This is a genomic window from Amycolatopsis sp. NPDC045836 (assembly GCF_056431745.1).
On sequence record NZ_JBWKKF010000009.1, the window covers coordinates 310,070 to 324,420 of the forward strand.

Annotated in this window: 13 protein-coding genes; 5 read left to right on the forward strand and 8 right to left on the reverse strand. The window is 69.8% G+C overall.

The genetic code is table 11. From position 1 onward, the window contains the following. Nucleotides 1-63: 63 nt before the first annotated feature. The 8 genes from AC07EG_RS20075 to AC07EG_RS20110 all read right to left on the reverse strand — a co-directional run bounded on the left by AC07EG_RS20075 (nucleotide 64) and on the right by AC07EG_RS20110 (nucleotide 8,671). The gene (locus AC07EG_RS20075; protein ID WP_478254622.1) at nucleotides 64-2,049 is read right to left on the reverse strand and encodes an ATP-binding protein; all 1,986 of its coding nucleotides are present in this window, start codon (nucleotides 2,047-2,049) and stop codon (nucleotides 64-66) included. 177 nt (nucleotides 2,050-2,226) lie between these two features. Further along, complete coding sequence (locus AC07EG_RS20080) at nucleotides 2,227-3,150, reverse strand: helix-turn-helix domain-containing protein (protein ID WP_478254623.1); 924 nt, start codon at nucleotides 3,148-3,150, stop codon at nucleotides 2,227-2,229. Nucleotides 3,151-3,244: 94 nt separating this feature from the next. After that, nucleotides 3,245-3,757, reverse strand: coding sequence for a helix-turn-helix domain-containing protein (locus AC07EG_RS20085; RefSeq protein ID WP_478254624.1), 513 nt, complete (start codon nucleotides 3,755-3,757; stop codon nucleotides 3,245-3,247). Between the two features lie 588 nt (nucleotides 3,758-4,345). Then, nucleotides 4,346-5,542, reverse strand: coding sequence for a helix-turn-helix domain-containing protein (locus AC07EG_RS20090; RefSeq protein WP_478254625.1), 1,197 nt, complete (start codon nucleotides 5,540-5,542; stop codon nucleotides 4,346-4,348). A 208-nt stretch (nucleotides 5,543-5,750) separates the two neighbouring features. Beyond that, nucleotides 5,751-6,773: a copper resistance D family protein gene (locus AC07EG_RS20095; protein ID WP_478254626.1), complete on the reverse strand. Its 1,023-nt coding sequence runs from the start codon at nucleotides 6,771-6,773 to the stop codon at nucleotides 5,751-5,753. Beyond that, a complete protein-coding gene (locus AC07EG_RS20100) occupies nucleotides 6,770-7,309 on the reverse strand; it encodes a copper resistance CopC family protein (protein WP_478254627.1) in 540 nt (179 codons plus the stop codon). The genes AC07EG_RS20095 and AC07EG_RS20100 overlap by 4 nt, the downstream gene beginning before the upstream one ends. After that, entirely contained in the window at nucleotides 7,306-8,088 is a 783-nt protein-coding gene (locus tag AC07EG_RS20105) for a YcnI family copper-binding membrane protein (RefSeq protein WP_478254628.1), read from the reverse strand. Before AC07EG_RS20105 ends, AC07EG_RS20100 begins: the two co-directional genes overlap by 4 nt. Nucleotides 8,089-8,131: 43 nt before the next feature. Continuing rightward, nucleotides 8,132-8,671: a hypothetical protein gene (locus AC07EG_RS20110; protein ID WP_478254629.1), complete on the reverse strand. Its 540-nt coding sequence runs from the start codon at nucleotides 8,669-8,671 to the stop codon at nucleotides 8,132-8,134. 321 nt (nucleotides 8,672-8,992) lie between these two features. Here AC07EG_RS20110 and AC07EG_RS20115 point away from each other — a divergent pair, with 321 nt between their 5' ends. The 5 genes from AC07EG_RS20115 to AC07EG_RS20135 are packed head-to-tail and all read left to right on the forward strand — an operon-like array spanning nucleotide 8,993 to nucleotide 14,324. Beyond that, nucleotides 8,993-10,753: a BCCT family transporter gene (locus AC07EG_RS20115; RefSeq protein WP_478254630.1), complete on the forward strand. Its 1,761-nt coding sequence runs from the start codon at nucleotides 8,993-8,995 to the stop codon at nucleotides 10,751-10,753. Further along, nucleotides 10,750-11,397 carry an ABC transporter permease gene (locus AC07EG_RS20120; protein WP_478254631.1) on the forward strand — a complete coding sequence of 216 codons (648 nt, stop codon included), beginning with the start codon at nucleotides 10,750-10,752 and terminating at the stop codon, nucleotides 11,395-11,397. The genes AC07EG_RS20115 and AC07EG_RS20120 overlap by 4 nt, the downstream gene beginning before the upstream one ends. Further along, the gene (locus AC07EG_RS20125) at nucleotides 11,384-12,580 is read left to right on the forward strand and encodes an ABC transporter ATP-binding protein (RefSeq protein ID WP_478254632.1); all 1,197 of its coding nucleotides are present in this window, start codon (nucleotides 11,384-11,386) and stop codon (nucleotides 12,578-12,580) included. Before AC07EG_RS20120 ends, AC07EG_RS20125 begins: the two co-directional genes overlap by 14 nt. Then, complete coding sequence (locus tag AC07EG_RS20130) at nucleotides 12,577-13,362, forward strand: ABC transporter permease (protein ID WP_478254633.1); 786 nt, start codon at nucleotides 12,577-12,579, stop codon at nucleotides 13,360-13,362. The genes AC07EG_RS20125 and AC07EG_RS20130 overlap by 4 nt, the downstream gene beginning before the upstream one ends. Next, nucleotides 13,359-14,324 (forward strand): glycine betaine ABC transporter substrate-binding protein, encoded by a 966-nt coding sequence (locus AC07EG_RS20135; RefSeq protein WP_478254634.1) that lies wholly within the window; start codon nucleotides 13,359-13,361, stop codon nucleotides 14,322-14,324. The genes AC07EG_RS20130 and AC07EG_RS20135 overlap by 4 nt, the downstream gene beginning before the upstream one ends. The last annotated feature ends 27 nt before the right edge of the window (nucleotides 14,325-14,351 follow it).

Below are 14,351 nucleotides of genomic sequence, written 5' to 3' on the forward strand. Positions count from 1 at the left end.
GAATGAACGCGCACTGATTACCCACCGCCACCGAAAACCGGTGGCGAAGATCGTCTTGCCTGCTCAGGGGAGTGAGCGCAACTCTTCCGCGAGCGGTTTCGCCTCGGGCCGGTTCAGCTCTGTGTAAATGGGCAATGCCGCTTCGTAACGTGACTTGGCCTCTTCGATATCGCCGGCGAGCTTCGCGACGTCGCCGAGGGCGTGGATCGCCCGCGCCTGTTCGAACGCCGAACCGGCCGATTCCATCGTGGCGAGGGCCTCGTGCAGCTCGGCACGCGCTTCGCCGAACCGTTCGTCGTGCGCCAGCGCCCGCCCGAGGTCGATCTGGGCCCGCGCGCGGTTGTAGACGTCACCCTGGGCGTCGAGCAGCGACTTGGCCTGCGCCAGCCGTTCGGCGGCCTCCGCGCCACGACCGGCCTTGACCAGCGTCGCCCCGAGGTTGATCAGCGCCAGGTTCACGTCGTGGGCGCGTTCGAGGCGGCGGGCGTAGGCCAGTTCCTCCTCGAAGTGGGTCAGCGCGTCCTCGACCCGGCCCTGGGCCAGCGCGACCAGGCCCAGCCCCTCCACCGAGCGGATGGCGATCGCCTGGTCACCGCCGCCGGCCAGGGCGTCCTTGCCCGCCTTGTAGTACTCGATGGCCTCCTCGAACCGCCCGGCGCCGCGGCAGGCGCCCGCCGAGCGGTTCAGCATCAGCGCCTTGGCCGAGGGGTTGCCCCACTGCTCGGCGCACTTCACCCCGAGCTGGCTGACCGTGAGGTAGTCGCGGTAGTGCTTGCGCAGCAGGAACAGCGGCCACATCGCGGCAGCCAGCTGCCAGGCGAGTTCGGGCAGCTCCTGCTCGTACGCGGTCTGGATGGCGGCGATCAGGTTGGGGCGCTCGCGTTCCAGCCAGGGCAACGCGTCGTCGTTGCCGGGCAGCGACTCCGGGTCGGGGCCGCGGTCGCCGAACTCGTACGGGATGCGGTCCTGGTCGGGCACGGTCAGCGTGTCCTCGGTGCGGCGAGCGGCCCGCAGGTACCACTCGAGGATGCGACGCCGTGCGGCTTCGGCTTCCTCGGGGTTCTCGGCGGCTTTGTCCTCGGCGTGCAGGCGCACCAGGTCGTGGAAGCCGAAGCGGCCCTTCTGCGCTTCGAGCAGGCCGGACTGCACGAGTTCCCCGAGCAGCGCCTCGGTGTCGTCCACCGACCGCCCGGCGGCCCCGGTCGCCGCGCCGAGACCGAACTCGGGCCCGGGGTGCAGGCCCAGCGCGCGGTAGAGCTGCGCCGCGTCGGGGGACAGGTCCTGGTACGAGAGGTCGAAGGTGCTGGTCACCGAGAGGTTCTCCTTCTGGTCCGCCAATGCCGCCAGCCGCAATCGTTCCAGCTGGGCCACCGCGCGCGCAGCGGAGAGGTGGGGCTGGTTGGCCAGCTTCACCCCGAGCACGTGCAGCGCGATCGGCAGGCCGTCGCAGAAGGTGACCATCTTCTGCAGGTGCGGATCGGGTTCGGCGGTGCGCTCGTCGTCGACGATCGCGGAGAGCAGCTGGATGCCGTGGCCGTGCTCGAACTTGGTCAGTTCGAGGCGCTTCGCGCCGTGGCTGGCACGCAGGCCGCCGAGGCGGAACCGGCTGGTCACCAGCACCACGGTGCCGGGAGCGGTGGGGATGAGCGGCGCCACCTGCTCGGAGGAGACGGCGTCGTCGAGCACCACCAGCAGCGGGCGGCCCGCGGTCTCGGTGCGGTACATCGCCTTCAGCTCGTCGAGCCCGGCGGGCTGCCTCTTGGCGTCGATCCCGAAGGCGACGAGGAAGCGCTTGAGCAGTTCACCCGTCTCGGTGGGACCGGTGGCGTTGAAGGCGCCGAGATCGGCGTAAAGCTGACCGCGGGGGAAGCGGGTGCGGACGCGGTGCACCCAGTGGCGCGCCAGCGCCGACTTGCCGATGCCGCCGAGCCCGCAGATCACCTGCACCAGCGGCCGGTCGGCGGGCTCGTCGAGCAACCGGTCGAGCACCGCGAGCTGCTCGGTGCGGTTGGTGAAGTGGGCGGGTGGCTGCTCCAACTCCCTGGGCACCACCGGCTCCGCCTCGGGCGACCGCCGCGGCGCCGGGGCGGTGACCTGGCCGGCCGGGCTGGGACTGGGGTTCGGGCTGGGGCTCACGCCTGCTGCTCCGCTGTGCACACGCGTCCAGACGAGCGATCCGGGCGTGTGGTTCCCCCCACAGCGGGCTTCGCCCGGGAGTCCGCCCGTTCAGCCCAATCCCCGCCGCCCGAACGGCCCTGTTGCGTACCTTCGACCGGGGCTGAGTTGACGGGTCGGGAGCGCGGAACCGGTCCGGGTGCTCAGGTGGAGGACGGTGTCGTTGCGGCTGAGGGCCGTTTTGGCCAGCTGATCGAACGCATCGCTCGGGTTGAGTGTTGAAGCTCCGTGTCGGCGCGTGAAGCTGTGGCCGGCTACTTCGGAGATGAGCTGTGGCGGGGCCGGCCTGGGGAAGTGGTAGAGCGTCGCGGAGCAGCCCAGCAGTGGGTGGCTGCCGACGTTGAACGGTACGAGGTGCAGCTCGAAGTTGGACAGGTCCAGGGCGAGGTCGCGCAGGTGGGCGAGTTGTTCGCGCATGGTGGCTTCGCCGCCGATCTTGGTGTGCAGCACGGCTTCACCGAGGTAGCAGCGGTAGTGCAGCGGCGGCCTGGTATCGGGCCGGTGGAGGAGGTGCTGGCGGGTGAGTTGGAACTCCGCCAGGTCCGTGGCCCCGCGGGTGGTCGGTTCGGTGGACGCGCTCAGCGCCTCGGCATAGGACCGCACCTGCAGCAGGGGCGGTATCACCTCGCCGGAGTAGTAGCAGGCGGTGACGGCCTGGGCTTCGAGTTCGACGATGCGGCGAAGCCGCGGTGGCGGCACGTAGTCGCCGTAGGTGCCGTACCGCTTGCGCCCGGCCTGCCGCCGCACGTGCGCCAGGATCCGGGCGCGCTGTTCGTCCGGAACCCGGTATTCCTCCAGCAGCTTCTCCGCCTCGGCCGGTTTCGGGGTCGAGCGCGCGAGTTCCAGGTCGCCGATCTTTGAGGTCGTGCACCCGAGGACGGCGGCGGCTTGTTCGCGGGAGACGCCGGCTCCTTCGCGGAGTTGCCGGAACAGAGCGCCGAGTTCGGGCCGACGGCCCTGGATGGAGATCGACATGGACCCTCCTGGGTTGAAACGCGGTGCACGCTCGCTGTTCACTCGACTCCTGTTCTGATGGAATGACGCGCTCGTTCCTGCGGAATCGGAGCGACTAAAAGCGCTGGATCTCCAGCAACCGCCGTTGCAGCCAGTCCGGCGGTACACCGCAGAGCTGTGCGGCCGCCTCGATGGCTTGCGGTGTCAATCGGATCAGGCCGTTGCCGTAGTTCTTCGCCCAAGCCGCGAGGGGCTGCAACCGCGGGTCGTCGACGGCGCGCAAGCGCCGGGTGTGAACCACCTGTACCCGGCGCCCCGCCATCGGCCACACCACCTGGACCGGCTGGCCGATCACCCGGCAGTATTCGAGCAGCTTGTCGATCGGGATCGACCGTGCGCCTGTCTCATACGACCCGATCGTGGCCGCGCAAACCTCGGTCAGCATCCGCGCCGCCACGTCCTCACGGCTCAGGCCCGCCCTGACCCGCTCCATCCGCAAGTTCCGGCCGAGTTCGCGTTGGAAGGTCATGACCCGGCCGCCAAGCGCTCGACCGCCACGATCAGCAGCGCGTATTGGTCGACGCGCCGCCTGCACGCGGGCTTCCACCAGGCCCTGGGTCTCCACCACATTGGCCCCCGGCTCAGCTCGTCCAGCATCGTGTTCCGCACAACCTCCGGCGGTTGCCTGACTGCCAGGGCGCGATATCGAGCGACGAGTCGATCGACTTGTTTCTGGCGCGCCTCGGAGAACGTCGACGATGGCGAAGTCATGGCGCCATTCCTCGAAGCGAGGAATCGCAGAACGCTTCCACTTCCTCATCGGTGGCCCACGGAATTGCGGAGCTCAATCCGGCCTTGACGAGGTCGTCGAGAACCGACTGCGGAGAGTCGGGGCTGTCAGGCTCGCTGCCCTCCTCGACGGGACAAGGGGTCAGAGCGCAGCGATCACCGACACCGGAGTTGCCGGTCCTCACGGGGTGCCGTCCTGGCACTGCTGTTGGGACAGCAGGGTTTCGAAGATCGACCGGCCCACCATGCGGCACCGGCGGCAGGAGTGCCACCAGCGCAGCGCCGCCACTCGGCCCACCGGGTCGTCACATCGCAAGACCGGTAACTGAACTTTCGCGCTCACCGTCGAGCACCTCCTTGTGATCAGGAGGTGACGCTAAGACTCCCTGCGGGCGCTTTGTACGCTGCTTGCGTACACCCGCCGGTTTCACCCAGTCGGGGCAATTCCCATCCGCCACGCCAAACCTCGCAGTTCGCGGCCCCCAGCGTCTCGCCGAGCGACACGGAGAACTGCCGCGACTGCTTCTCGCGCGAAGTTGTTGTTCCGGACTTGCTGGGGGGTCAGCTCTTCCGCTTTGAGCAGCGCTTGGAGCCCGTCGGACTGCGTCTTCTTCTCGGCGATGAGACCGCGGCCGAGGTCTATCCAGAACGCGCCTTGCCTCGACGTGGGCACGGTTGCCAGGGGTACTCCGTTGGCGATCTCGGCGACCCTCCCGCCGTCACCGACCTCGACGCCGATGCTGATCTTCCAGATGCCGACGTTCGCGCGCCCGAAATTCATCGTGCCCGCTCCCCACGATGAGTTGTCCAGGTCAAGGCAGTTGGCCATGGCCTCGGCCTCGTCGAGGTGCGTCCGAGCCATGGAGTCGTCTCCGGTGGCAGCCGCGGCGAGCGCAGCGGTGAGGTGGGACATGCCACGGCTCTCAAGTCGGGCACCGGGCAGGTCGACCGCGGCGACGGCCAGGCGGTACTGACGCGCACGGGAGATCGACGACAGGAACTGAGCGCGCGTCCACCCCGCGACCCCGAGCCATTCCGGTTCGCCGAGCAACTCCGCGGCCTGGGTGACCCGGTCGGCGGCGACATATCCCAAGTGCCTGGTGCCCATTCTGGCGGCGAGGTTGCCCGCGGCGTGGTAGGCGGCGACCAGCACACGAAGGGCCCGTGTCCGATGTTCGCTGGCGGGCGCGGCGTGGCACAGAAGATCGTGGATCAAGTTCGGCAGGACCTCCCCCTGCCCGGCGTAGTCCGAGGCCGGGCGAAGGGTATTGACCAGCGTGTTGGATTCGGACCACACCTCTTCCCAGGGACGTGGGGGGTAATCGTCCGGAACTTCGCCCGGGTGCCATTCCGTGAGGATGGCCTCGATGCGCAGAAGTGAAGCCCGAGCACTCGCACTGAGCGGGTCGGCGCTGAGGTGCGGGCGCTGGCTGATTTCCGTGGGGGAGACTCGTAGCGTGCGGGCCAGGGCTTCGAGGACTTTCCGGTTGTTCAACGGCTTGTCACCGCGTTCGAGCTCGCCGAGGTAGGTGAACGAATAGCCGGACAACTGGGCGGCAGCGCGAAGGCTGAGCCCTCGCCATTCTCGAATTTCGCGCAGGCGGCGGCCAAGGTCAGCGTCCATCAGTGCACCTCTTCGCGCTCGTCCCCTCCGCGGAACCCCGGCCCGTCGACCGGGGGCGTGTACTCCGCGAAGAGATACCTCCACAGGCTACCCGTGATTGCATCGCAAGCACCTCTGCCAGCGGCAACCCAGACCCTGGCGGCAGCTGAGCGCCCCCGGTACAGGCCAGGCACGCAGTCAGTCCACTACTGCCGACGCAAGGGATCGTTCAGGCGACCGGTGCCCGGGTCAGTACCACCGCGAAACCGAAGGCCAGTCCCATCACCGTGAGTTCCAGCGTGGCCCACATCGCCAGTGCCGTGCGTTCGTGGCGCAGGATCCGGGGCATCAGGCGCCACCGCACGTGGGCGCCGAGCAGGGCGATGACGCCGGTGCACACCAGTTTCAGCAGCACCAGCTGGCCGTACGGGGTGGTGAGCAGGCCGGTCACCAGGTCCATCGTCGGGTTCAGGTTGATTTCGACGACGCCGTTGAACAGGCCGGTGGCCGCGGACAGGAGCAGGCACAGGGTGGCCAGCTTCGAGAACCGCGGCAGGGCGTGGGCGAGCAGGGTGCGGTTCCCGATCAGCAGCACCGCCATCGCGCCGAGGCCGCCGGTCCAGGCGACGGCGCTCATCACGTGCAGCTCCATCGAGATCATCGTGTAGTCGTGGTAGTCCCAGTTCGACGCGTGGCCGGTGACCGGGAGCGGCAGCAGCGCGAACAGGCCCAGCCCGACCCGCACCTCGGCGGGCACCTTTTCGCCGTGGCGCAGGGTCAGCACGCCCAGCCCGGCGTGCACCAGCGCCAGCACGCCCACCACGAGCAGCGCCTTCCCGGCGCCGATCTGCACGATGTAGTCCCACACGTCACCCGCGCCGATGGTCTCCGACTGCGGCCGGAACTCCGCGGTCTGCAACACCAGCGCGACGAACGCGGTGGCCGACCACACCAGTGCGCCGGCCACCGCCGCCGGGCGGGCCAGGCGCAGCACCGGTTCGGTCAGCTTCGGCCGGTCGTAGCCGACCAGCACCGACAGCAGCGACAACCCGATCGTGGTGACCGCCGCGAGGTCCAGCAGCACCCGCACGAGCGGGATGGCCACCGAGACCGCCTCGCTGACCTCGGTCACCCCCGGGATCGGCGCGGTCGCCGACAGGGCCACGCCGACCAGCGCGCCCAGCAGTGCGGCGGCGACCACGCAGACCAGCGTGGTGTACCGGACCGGCGAGGTGGTCTCGGCCCGGGTCATGACTTCGTCGGCTCCTTGCCCGCCCGCAACGCGAACACCAGGCCCAGCGCGAGCAGCACCACGGCGCCGGCGATCCACACCCACAGCGGCACCCCGCCGGAACCGCTGTCCGCGGTGCCGCCGCCGGTGTCACCCGATCGGGCGGCGTCCGCGGCCGCCGGGGTGCCGTTGCCCGCCTTCGCCAGGGTGAACTTGATCTCGTCGGTCACCGCGTGCCCGTCCGCCGACAGGATGCGGAAGCCCAGCGTGTACTCACCGGCCGGGCCGAGCGGGCGCAGCGGCGCGCTGACCACGTTGCCCTTGACCTCGACCGTGCCCTCGGCCCACTGCGAGCCGTCCGGGCCGGTGACCGCGACCTGGTTCACGTCGGCCGACTGCACGTACTGGTCGAAGGTCAGCGTGACCCGCGGCGGCCCTTCCTGCAGCGACGCGCCCTTCGCCGGATCGGACGACACCAGCACGTTGTGCGCCAGCGCCGGGGAGGCCAGGCCGAGCAGGGCCGTCGCGGTCAGCACCGCGACCAGGAGCCGCTTCATGCGCCCGCCCTCGACGACTTCCGCGCGCGGATGGTCGCGCCGGCGCCGACACCGAGGCCGAGCGCGCCGACGGCGAGGCCGGCGCCGCCGAGCCAGCGGGCGGTGTCGTCGGTGGCCGAAGCGGCCTGGTCGGTGTGCCCGGATCCGGCCTGCTCACCCGAGCCCGTGCCCGTGGCCGGGCTCGCGGCCTCGTGCCCGTGGTCACCACCGCTGCTCGCCGCGGCCAGCTTGACCGTCGGCGCCGGGTGCTCCGGCTCCTCCCCGCCCTCCGGGGGCGGCGGCGCGTCCCAGGCCACCACCTTGCCGTTCTCGTAGGTCTGCGTGGCCGGCAGCACCAGCGTGTCCACAGTGGATGGCAGGGTGGAGGCGTTGAACTCGAACTCCTGGTACTCGCCGGAACCGGCGGCGATCTTGGTCCCGCCCTGCGCGGTCCAGGTGATCTTGCTAACCACTTCGCTGACGTCGGCGCCCTTGCCGTTCTTCACCGGCGTGGGCAGGGTCACCTTGGCGATCTCGGCGGTCCAGCCCGGCACCGGCTTGGTGCGGGCGGAGGTGATGCCGTACTCCGCCGGAAAGGCGACCTCGACCTTGGTGGTACCGGCGTCGGCCTCCTCGTTGGGCACGCGCAGCAGGATCAGCGCGCGGCCGCCCTTCTGCGGGGCCTGCCCGTAGTAGTCCGCGGTGACGTGCGCCGAGGCCAGTCCGGCACCCATCAGGCCGGTGAGCCCGGCCACGCCCGCGAGCACCGCGGCACGCTGCACAAATCGCTTCGTCGACATGAAGATTCGCTCCTGAACAGGGGGGATTTCGAAAGGGGCTGGTTCAGGCAGCGACGGGCGGACCGCGCCTGCCGAGCACGGTCCGCAGGAACACCGGGACCGCCCCGGCGGAGAGTTCGGGGTGGACGGTGACCGGGCGCACCGGCTCACCCCGCACCGGGAGCGCCGACCAGGCCACCGGCAGCAGCAGCCGCAGGCTCGACAGCACGACCAGCAGCAGCGACTCGGCGCGGGCCAGCAGCACCGCCGTGCCGAGCACGGCCACCGCGTGCGCCGCGGTCATCGGCAGCGAAGCGGCCGGGACGCCGTGGGCCGCCGCGTGCCCGCCCAGCTCGGTGAGCACGAAGTGCATCACCACCTGCGCGGGCGCCAGCACGGCCAGGATGCCGGGCAGGCCGCGCGTGCGGTCGGCGAGCGCGGTCGAAGTCCACCCGATCAGGGCGGTCAGCAGGAGGGTGAGCGAGAAGTTCGGCACCGCGCCGTCGGCCAGTGCGTGAGCGGTGATCGCCAGCGCCGCCGACGCCGAGGCCAGCAACACGCCGCGCACGACGCGCAACGCGCTGTGCTCACGGCTCCTGCTCACCAGAACAGCGTATGGGACCGCCCCACCTGCGGCGAAGCCCCTCCCGGGAGATGAGCACCGGTGGAGAAATCCGGCGCGCGACTGGCAGAAATACCAGATTCACGCAGCTGGAACGGCGGACGGCGGCAATCGGGTTCCGATTGACACGCCGTTGTGCTTGCCGAGCGGGTGATCTTCCGCAAATGTGGTCCCACCCAATGGCGGCTTGACCTGGTCAGCGATTCGAGGCACGCCGCGTACGGGGTACGGGTTAGGGTGCTGCACCGAACGGGTTACCCACGGGGCCGGAAGGAGGTCGCGCCGATTCGTCGGCGTGTGGACATGACTACGGGTTCGCAGGACGGCAAGCCAGGCGAAGCGGAGGTCGGGGGCGCGCACCGCGCGGACACCCACGACCTCGCGAACGCGCCGGACACCACCGGCGCAGGTCACAGCCCAGAGGAGCACATCCCACTCGAACTCGCCGCGGAGAGACCGGCCGAGACGGACAAGGTCGTCTTCGGGGTCGCCGCGGTGCTCGCCCTCGCCCTGATCGCCTGGGGCGTGTCGTCCCCGTCGAGCCTCGCGTCGGTCGCCAAGACCCTGCTCAACAAAGCGGTAATTCCTTACGGTGGCTGGGCATTCGTGCTCACCGCCAGTGGATTCGTGTTGTTCGCCGTCTGCTTGGCGATCAGCCGCTACGGCCGCATTCCGCTGGGCCAGGACAAGGAACGCCCGGAATTCCGCACCTCCTCGTGGATCGCCATGATGTTCAGCGCCGGAATGGGCATCGGGCTGATGTTCTTCGGCGTCTACGAACCGGTTTCGCACCTCGCGAGCCCGCCGCCGGGCACCGCCCCGGCCGGTTCCGACGAGGCCGTGCACACCGCGATGGCGACCACGCTGTTCCACTGGACCGTGCACCCGTGGGCGATCTACGCGGTGGTCGGCCTCGCCATCGCCTACAGCACCTTCCGCAAGGGCCGCAGCCAGCTGATCAGCTCGGTGTTCGCGCCGCTGCTCGGGCAGCGCCGCACCGAGGGTCCCCTGGGCAAGGCCATCGACGTGATGGCGATCTTCGCCACGCTGTTCGGATCGGCCGCTTCGCTGGGCCTCGGTGCGCTGCAGGTCGGCGGCGGTCTCGGCGCGGTCGGCTGGATCGACAACCCCGGCAAGGGCGTGCTGGTGGCCATCATCGCCGTGCTGACCATCGCGTTCATCGCCTCGGCGGTGTCCGGGGTGGCCAAGGGCATCCAGTGGCTGTCCAACACCAACATGGTGCTGGCCGCGGTGCTGGCGTTGTTCGTGCTGGTGGTCGGCCCGACCGTGCTGATCTTCAACCTGGTGCCCGGCGCGATCGGGGACTACTTCCGCGAGCTGGCCGAGATGTCCGGCCGGACCGGGGCCACCGGCGGCGAGGAGATGCAGACCTGGCTGTCCGGCTGGACGGTCTTCTACTGGGCCTGGTGGATCTCCTGGACGCCGTTCGTCGGCATGTTCATCGCGCGCATCTCGCGCGGGCGCACCATCCGCCAGTTCATCATCGGCGTGATCGCGGTGCCGAGCGTGGTCAGCCTGATCTGGTTCGCCATCTTCGGCGGCGCGGCGATCGACCGCCAGCAGAACGGGGTGGACATCGCCGGTGCGGGCAGCGAGCAGTCGGCGACCTTCGAACTGCTGGAGACGCTGCCGTGGTTCCTCCCGATCGCGATCCTGGTGATGGTGCTGGTGTCGATCTTCTTCGTCTCCGGCGCGGACGCCGCGTCGGTGGTGATGGGCACGCTGTCGCAACGCGGTTCGGTGCACCCGAAGAAGAACGTGGTGATCTTCTGGGGCGTGCTGATGGGTGCCGTCGCGGCGGTGATGCTGCTGGTCGGCGGCAACGAGGGCCTGAAGGGCCTGCAGAACCTGACCATCCTCATCGCCGTGCCGTTCGTGGTGGTGATGATCGGTCTCTGCGTCGCCGTCTGGCGCGACCTGCGCCGTGATCCGCTGGTACTGCGGGAGGACGAGATGATGAGGTCACTGGAAGAGATCCACGAGGAACGCACCGGCGGGGGCGCCAGGCCCCGGCGGCGGCTGCTCAAGGGCCGCCGGCCGTGAACGTCTTCGAGTTCGTCGTCGACCGCTGGGACCGGATCTCGGTCGAGGCGTGGCTGCACGTGAGCGCGGTCGTGCAGTGCACGGTCATCGCCGCGGTGCTCGGCGTGCTGACCGGGGTGGCGGTCTACCGCTCCCCGATCGGCTCGGCCGTGGCCACCGCACTGGCCAGCGCGATCCTGACCATCCCGTCGTTCGCGCTGCTCGGCCTGCTCATCCCGGTGGTCGGCCTCGGCACCGAGCCGACGGTGATCGCGCTGGTGCTCTACGCCCTGCTGCCGATCGTGCGCAACACCATCGTCGGCCTCGGCGGGGTGGACCCGGCGATCGCCGACGCGGCCAAGGGCATCGGGATGAGCCGGTTCGGCGTGCTGACCAGGGTGGAGCTGCGGCTGGCCTGGCCCGCCATCCTGGCCGGGATGCGGGTCGCCACCCAGATGCTGATGGGCATCGCGGTGATCGCGGCCTACGCCAAGGGGCCCGGCCTCGGTGACGAGGTGTTCTCCGGGCTGGTCCGCGCGGGCAGCGCCAACGCGGTCAACGAGGCGCTGGTCGGCACGATCGGCGTGGTGATCCTCGCGCTGCTGCTCGAGGGCGTGTACTTCCTGATCTCCCGTTTCACCATCTCAAGGGGTGTCCGTGGCTGAGAACGTGGTTACATCGGCGACCGCCGCCGACAGCGGCGAAGGGGTCTCCGGGGTGGAGATCCAGCTCGAGCAGGTCACCAAGCGCTACCCCGGGCAGAAGCAGCCCGCGGTGGAGGACTTCTCCATGGTGGTGCCCGCCGGGAAGATCGTCATCTTCGTCGGGCCGTCCGGCTGCGGCAAGACCACCACCATGCGGATGATCAACCGGCTGATCGAGCCCACCTCGGGCAAGATCACCATCGGCGGTCAGGACGCGCTCTCGCTGAACCCGGACCGGCTCCGGCGCACCATCGGCTACGCGATCCAGCAGGCCGGGTTGTTCCCGCACTTCACCGTGGGGCAGAACATCGCCGTGGTGCCCGGCCTGCTCGGCTGGGACAAGCAGAAGGTGGCCAACCGGGTCGAGGAGATGATGGACCTGGTCGGGCTGGACCCGGCGCAGTTCCGCGACCGGTTCCCCCGGCAGCTCTCCGGTGGGCAGCAGCAGCGCGTCGGGGTGGCCCGCGCGCTGGCCGCCGACCCGCCGGTGCTGCTGATGGACGAGCCGTTCGGCGCGGTCGACCCGATCACCCGCGGCAACCTGCAGGACGAGCTGCTGCGCCTGCAGACCGAGCTGAAGAAGACCATCGTCTTCGTCACGCACGACTTCGGCGAAGCGGTCAAGCTCGGCGACAAGATCGCCGTGCTCGGTGACCGGTCGTCGATCCTGCAGTACGACACCCCGGACGCGATCCTGGCCAATCCGGCGAACGACACGGTGGCCGGGTTCGTCGGGGCCGGTGCCTCGCTCAAGCAGCTGACCCTGCTGCGCGTGCGGGACATCGACTACCGCGACGACGGCCTGCCCACCCTGTCGCTGAGCGATTCACCCGCCGAGGCGCGCAAGCGGCTGACCGAGGCCCGCAAGACCTACGGCCTGGTGCTCGACGACCGGCGCCGCCCGCTGAGCTGGGTGCACGTGCGCGACCTGGTCTCGGCCGGTTCGCTGAGCGCGGTGGCCCGGCCGATCGGTGACTCGGTGAGCACCCAGTCGACCCTGCAGGACGCGCTGGAGGCGATCCTCACCGAAGGCGGCCGCGCGGTGGTCACCGGACCGCGTGGCGAGTACGTCGGCGGGGTGGACATCGAGACCGTGATGGACACCGTCCGGCAGCTGCGGGCCGAGCACGGGGACGACGCATGACCACGGCGGCGCAGACCGACACCTCCGGGTTCACCACCGAATCGGGTTCGGCACGCGCCGAGCGGGTGCGGTTGTTCGCGCAGCCGCTGGTGGTCGTGCTGGTCGTCGGCGCGGTGCTGGCGTGGGTGTTCTCCAGCGAGCTGAAGCCGAACGAGCAGAAGACGCTCAACGCGAGCACGCTGTTCACCACGCTCGGCGAGCACCTGCTGATCACCGTGGTGGTCACCGCCATGGTGGTGGTGGTCGCGGTGCCGCTCGGCATCGCGCTGACCCGGCGCTGGGCGAAACCGGCGGCGCCGTTCTTCCTGGCCATCGCGAACATCGGGCAGGCCGCCCCGGCGCTGGGTGTGCTGGTGCTGTTCTTCCTGTGGACCGGCTGGGAGGGGCTGTGGGTGGTCGCCATCCCGCTGGCCTTCTACTCGCTGCTGCCGGTGCTGCGGAACACCATGGTCGGCCTGCAGCAGGTGGACCCGGCGCTGATCGACGCCGGGCGCGGCATCGGCATGTCCGCCCCGGCGGTGCTCCGGCGCATCGAACTGCCGCTGGCCGTGCCGCTGATCCTGGCCGGGCTGCGGACCTCGCTGGTGCTCGCGGTGGGCACCGCGACGCTGGCGGTCTTCGTCAACGGCGGTGGTTTCGGCGTGCTCATCGACACCGGGTACAAGCTGCAGCTCAACCGCGTGATCGTGGTGGGCGCGGTGCTGGCGGTGGGCACGGCGCTGATCGTGGACTGGCTCGGCGCGGTCGCCGAGCAGTACCTGGGACCGAAGGGACTGCGATGAACCGGCTCAAGGCGGTATTCGGTGCCGTGCTGCTGGCCGCCTCGGTGAGCGCGTGCGGGCTGGAGACCAACGCCGCGCTGCCGTACGCGGTGGGGCCGGGCTCGATCAAGGCGGTGCCCGCGCTGTCCGGTGTGGACGTCACGGTCGGCTCGAAGGACTTCACCGAGAACATCCTGCTGGCCTACATGGCCGAACTGGCGTTGTCGGCGGCGGGCATGGACGTCACCGACCTGTCCGACATCAAGGGGTCGACGAACGCGCGGCAGGCGCTGCTCGCCGGTGAGGTCGACATGAGCTGGGAGTACACCGGCACCGGCTGGATCAACTACCTCGGCAACACCGATCCGATCCCGGACGAGCAGCAGCAGTACGAGGCGGTGCGGCGGGCGGACCTCGAGCAGAACGGGATCGCCTGGCTGGACTACTCGCCGGTGAACAACACCTACGCCTTCGCCACCACGGCGGAGTTCGCGCAGCAGCACAACCTGAAGACCACCACGGACATGACGAACTTCCTCAAGCAGAACCCGCAGGAGGCGGTGTTCTGCGTGGAGACGGAGTTCGCCAGCCGCCAGGACGGTTTCCCCGGGGTGCAGAAGACCTACGACTTCCCGGCCACCGAGGTCAAGCAGTTCGGCACCGGGGCGATCTACGCCTCGATCGCGAACAACACCTGCCGGTTCGGCGAGGTCTTCACCACCGACGGCCGGATCGCCGGGCTGAACCTGACCGTGCTGGCGGACGACAAGAAGTTCTTCCCGCAGTACAACGTCTGCCCGACGCTGCGGCAGGACTACCTCACCGCCCACCCGGAGATCGCCGACGTGCTGCGGCCGGTGGCCGCGGAGATGACCAACGACCAGATGATCCAGCTGGGCAAGAAGGTGGACATCGAAGGTCGGGACGCGGGTGCCGTGGCCAGGGACTGGATGGTCGAAAAGGGCTTCGTCACGGCTGGTTGAGCGCAGCAGGTGGGGCAGCCCCGGCCA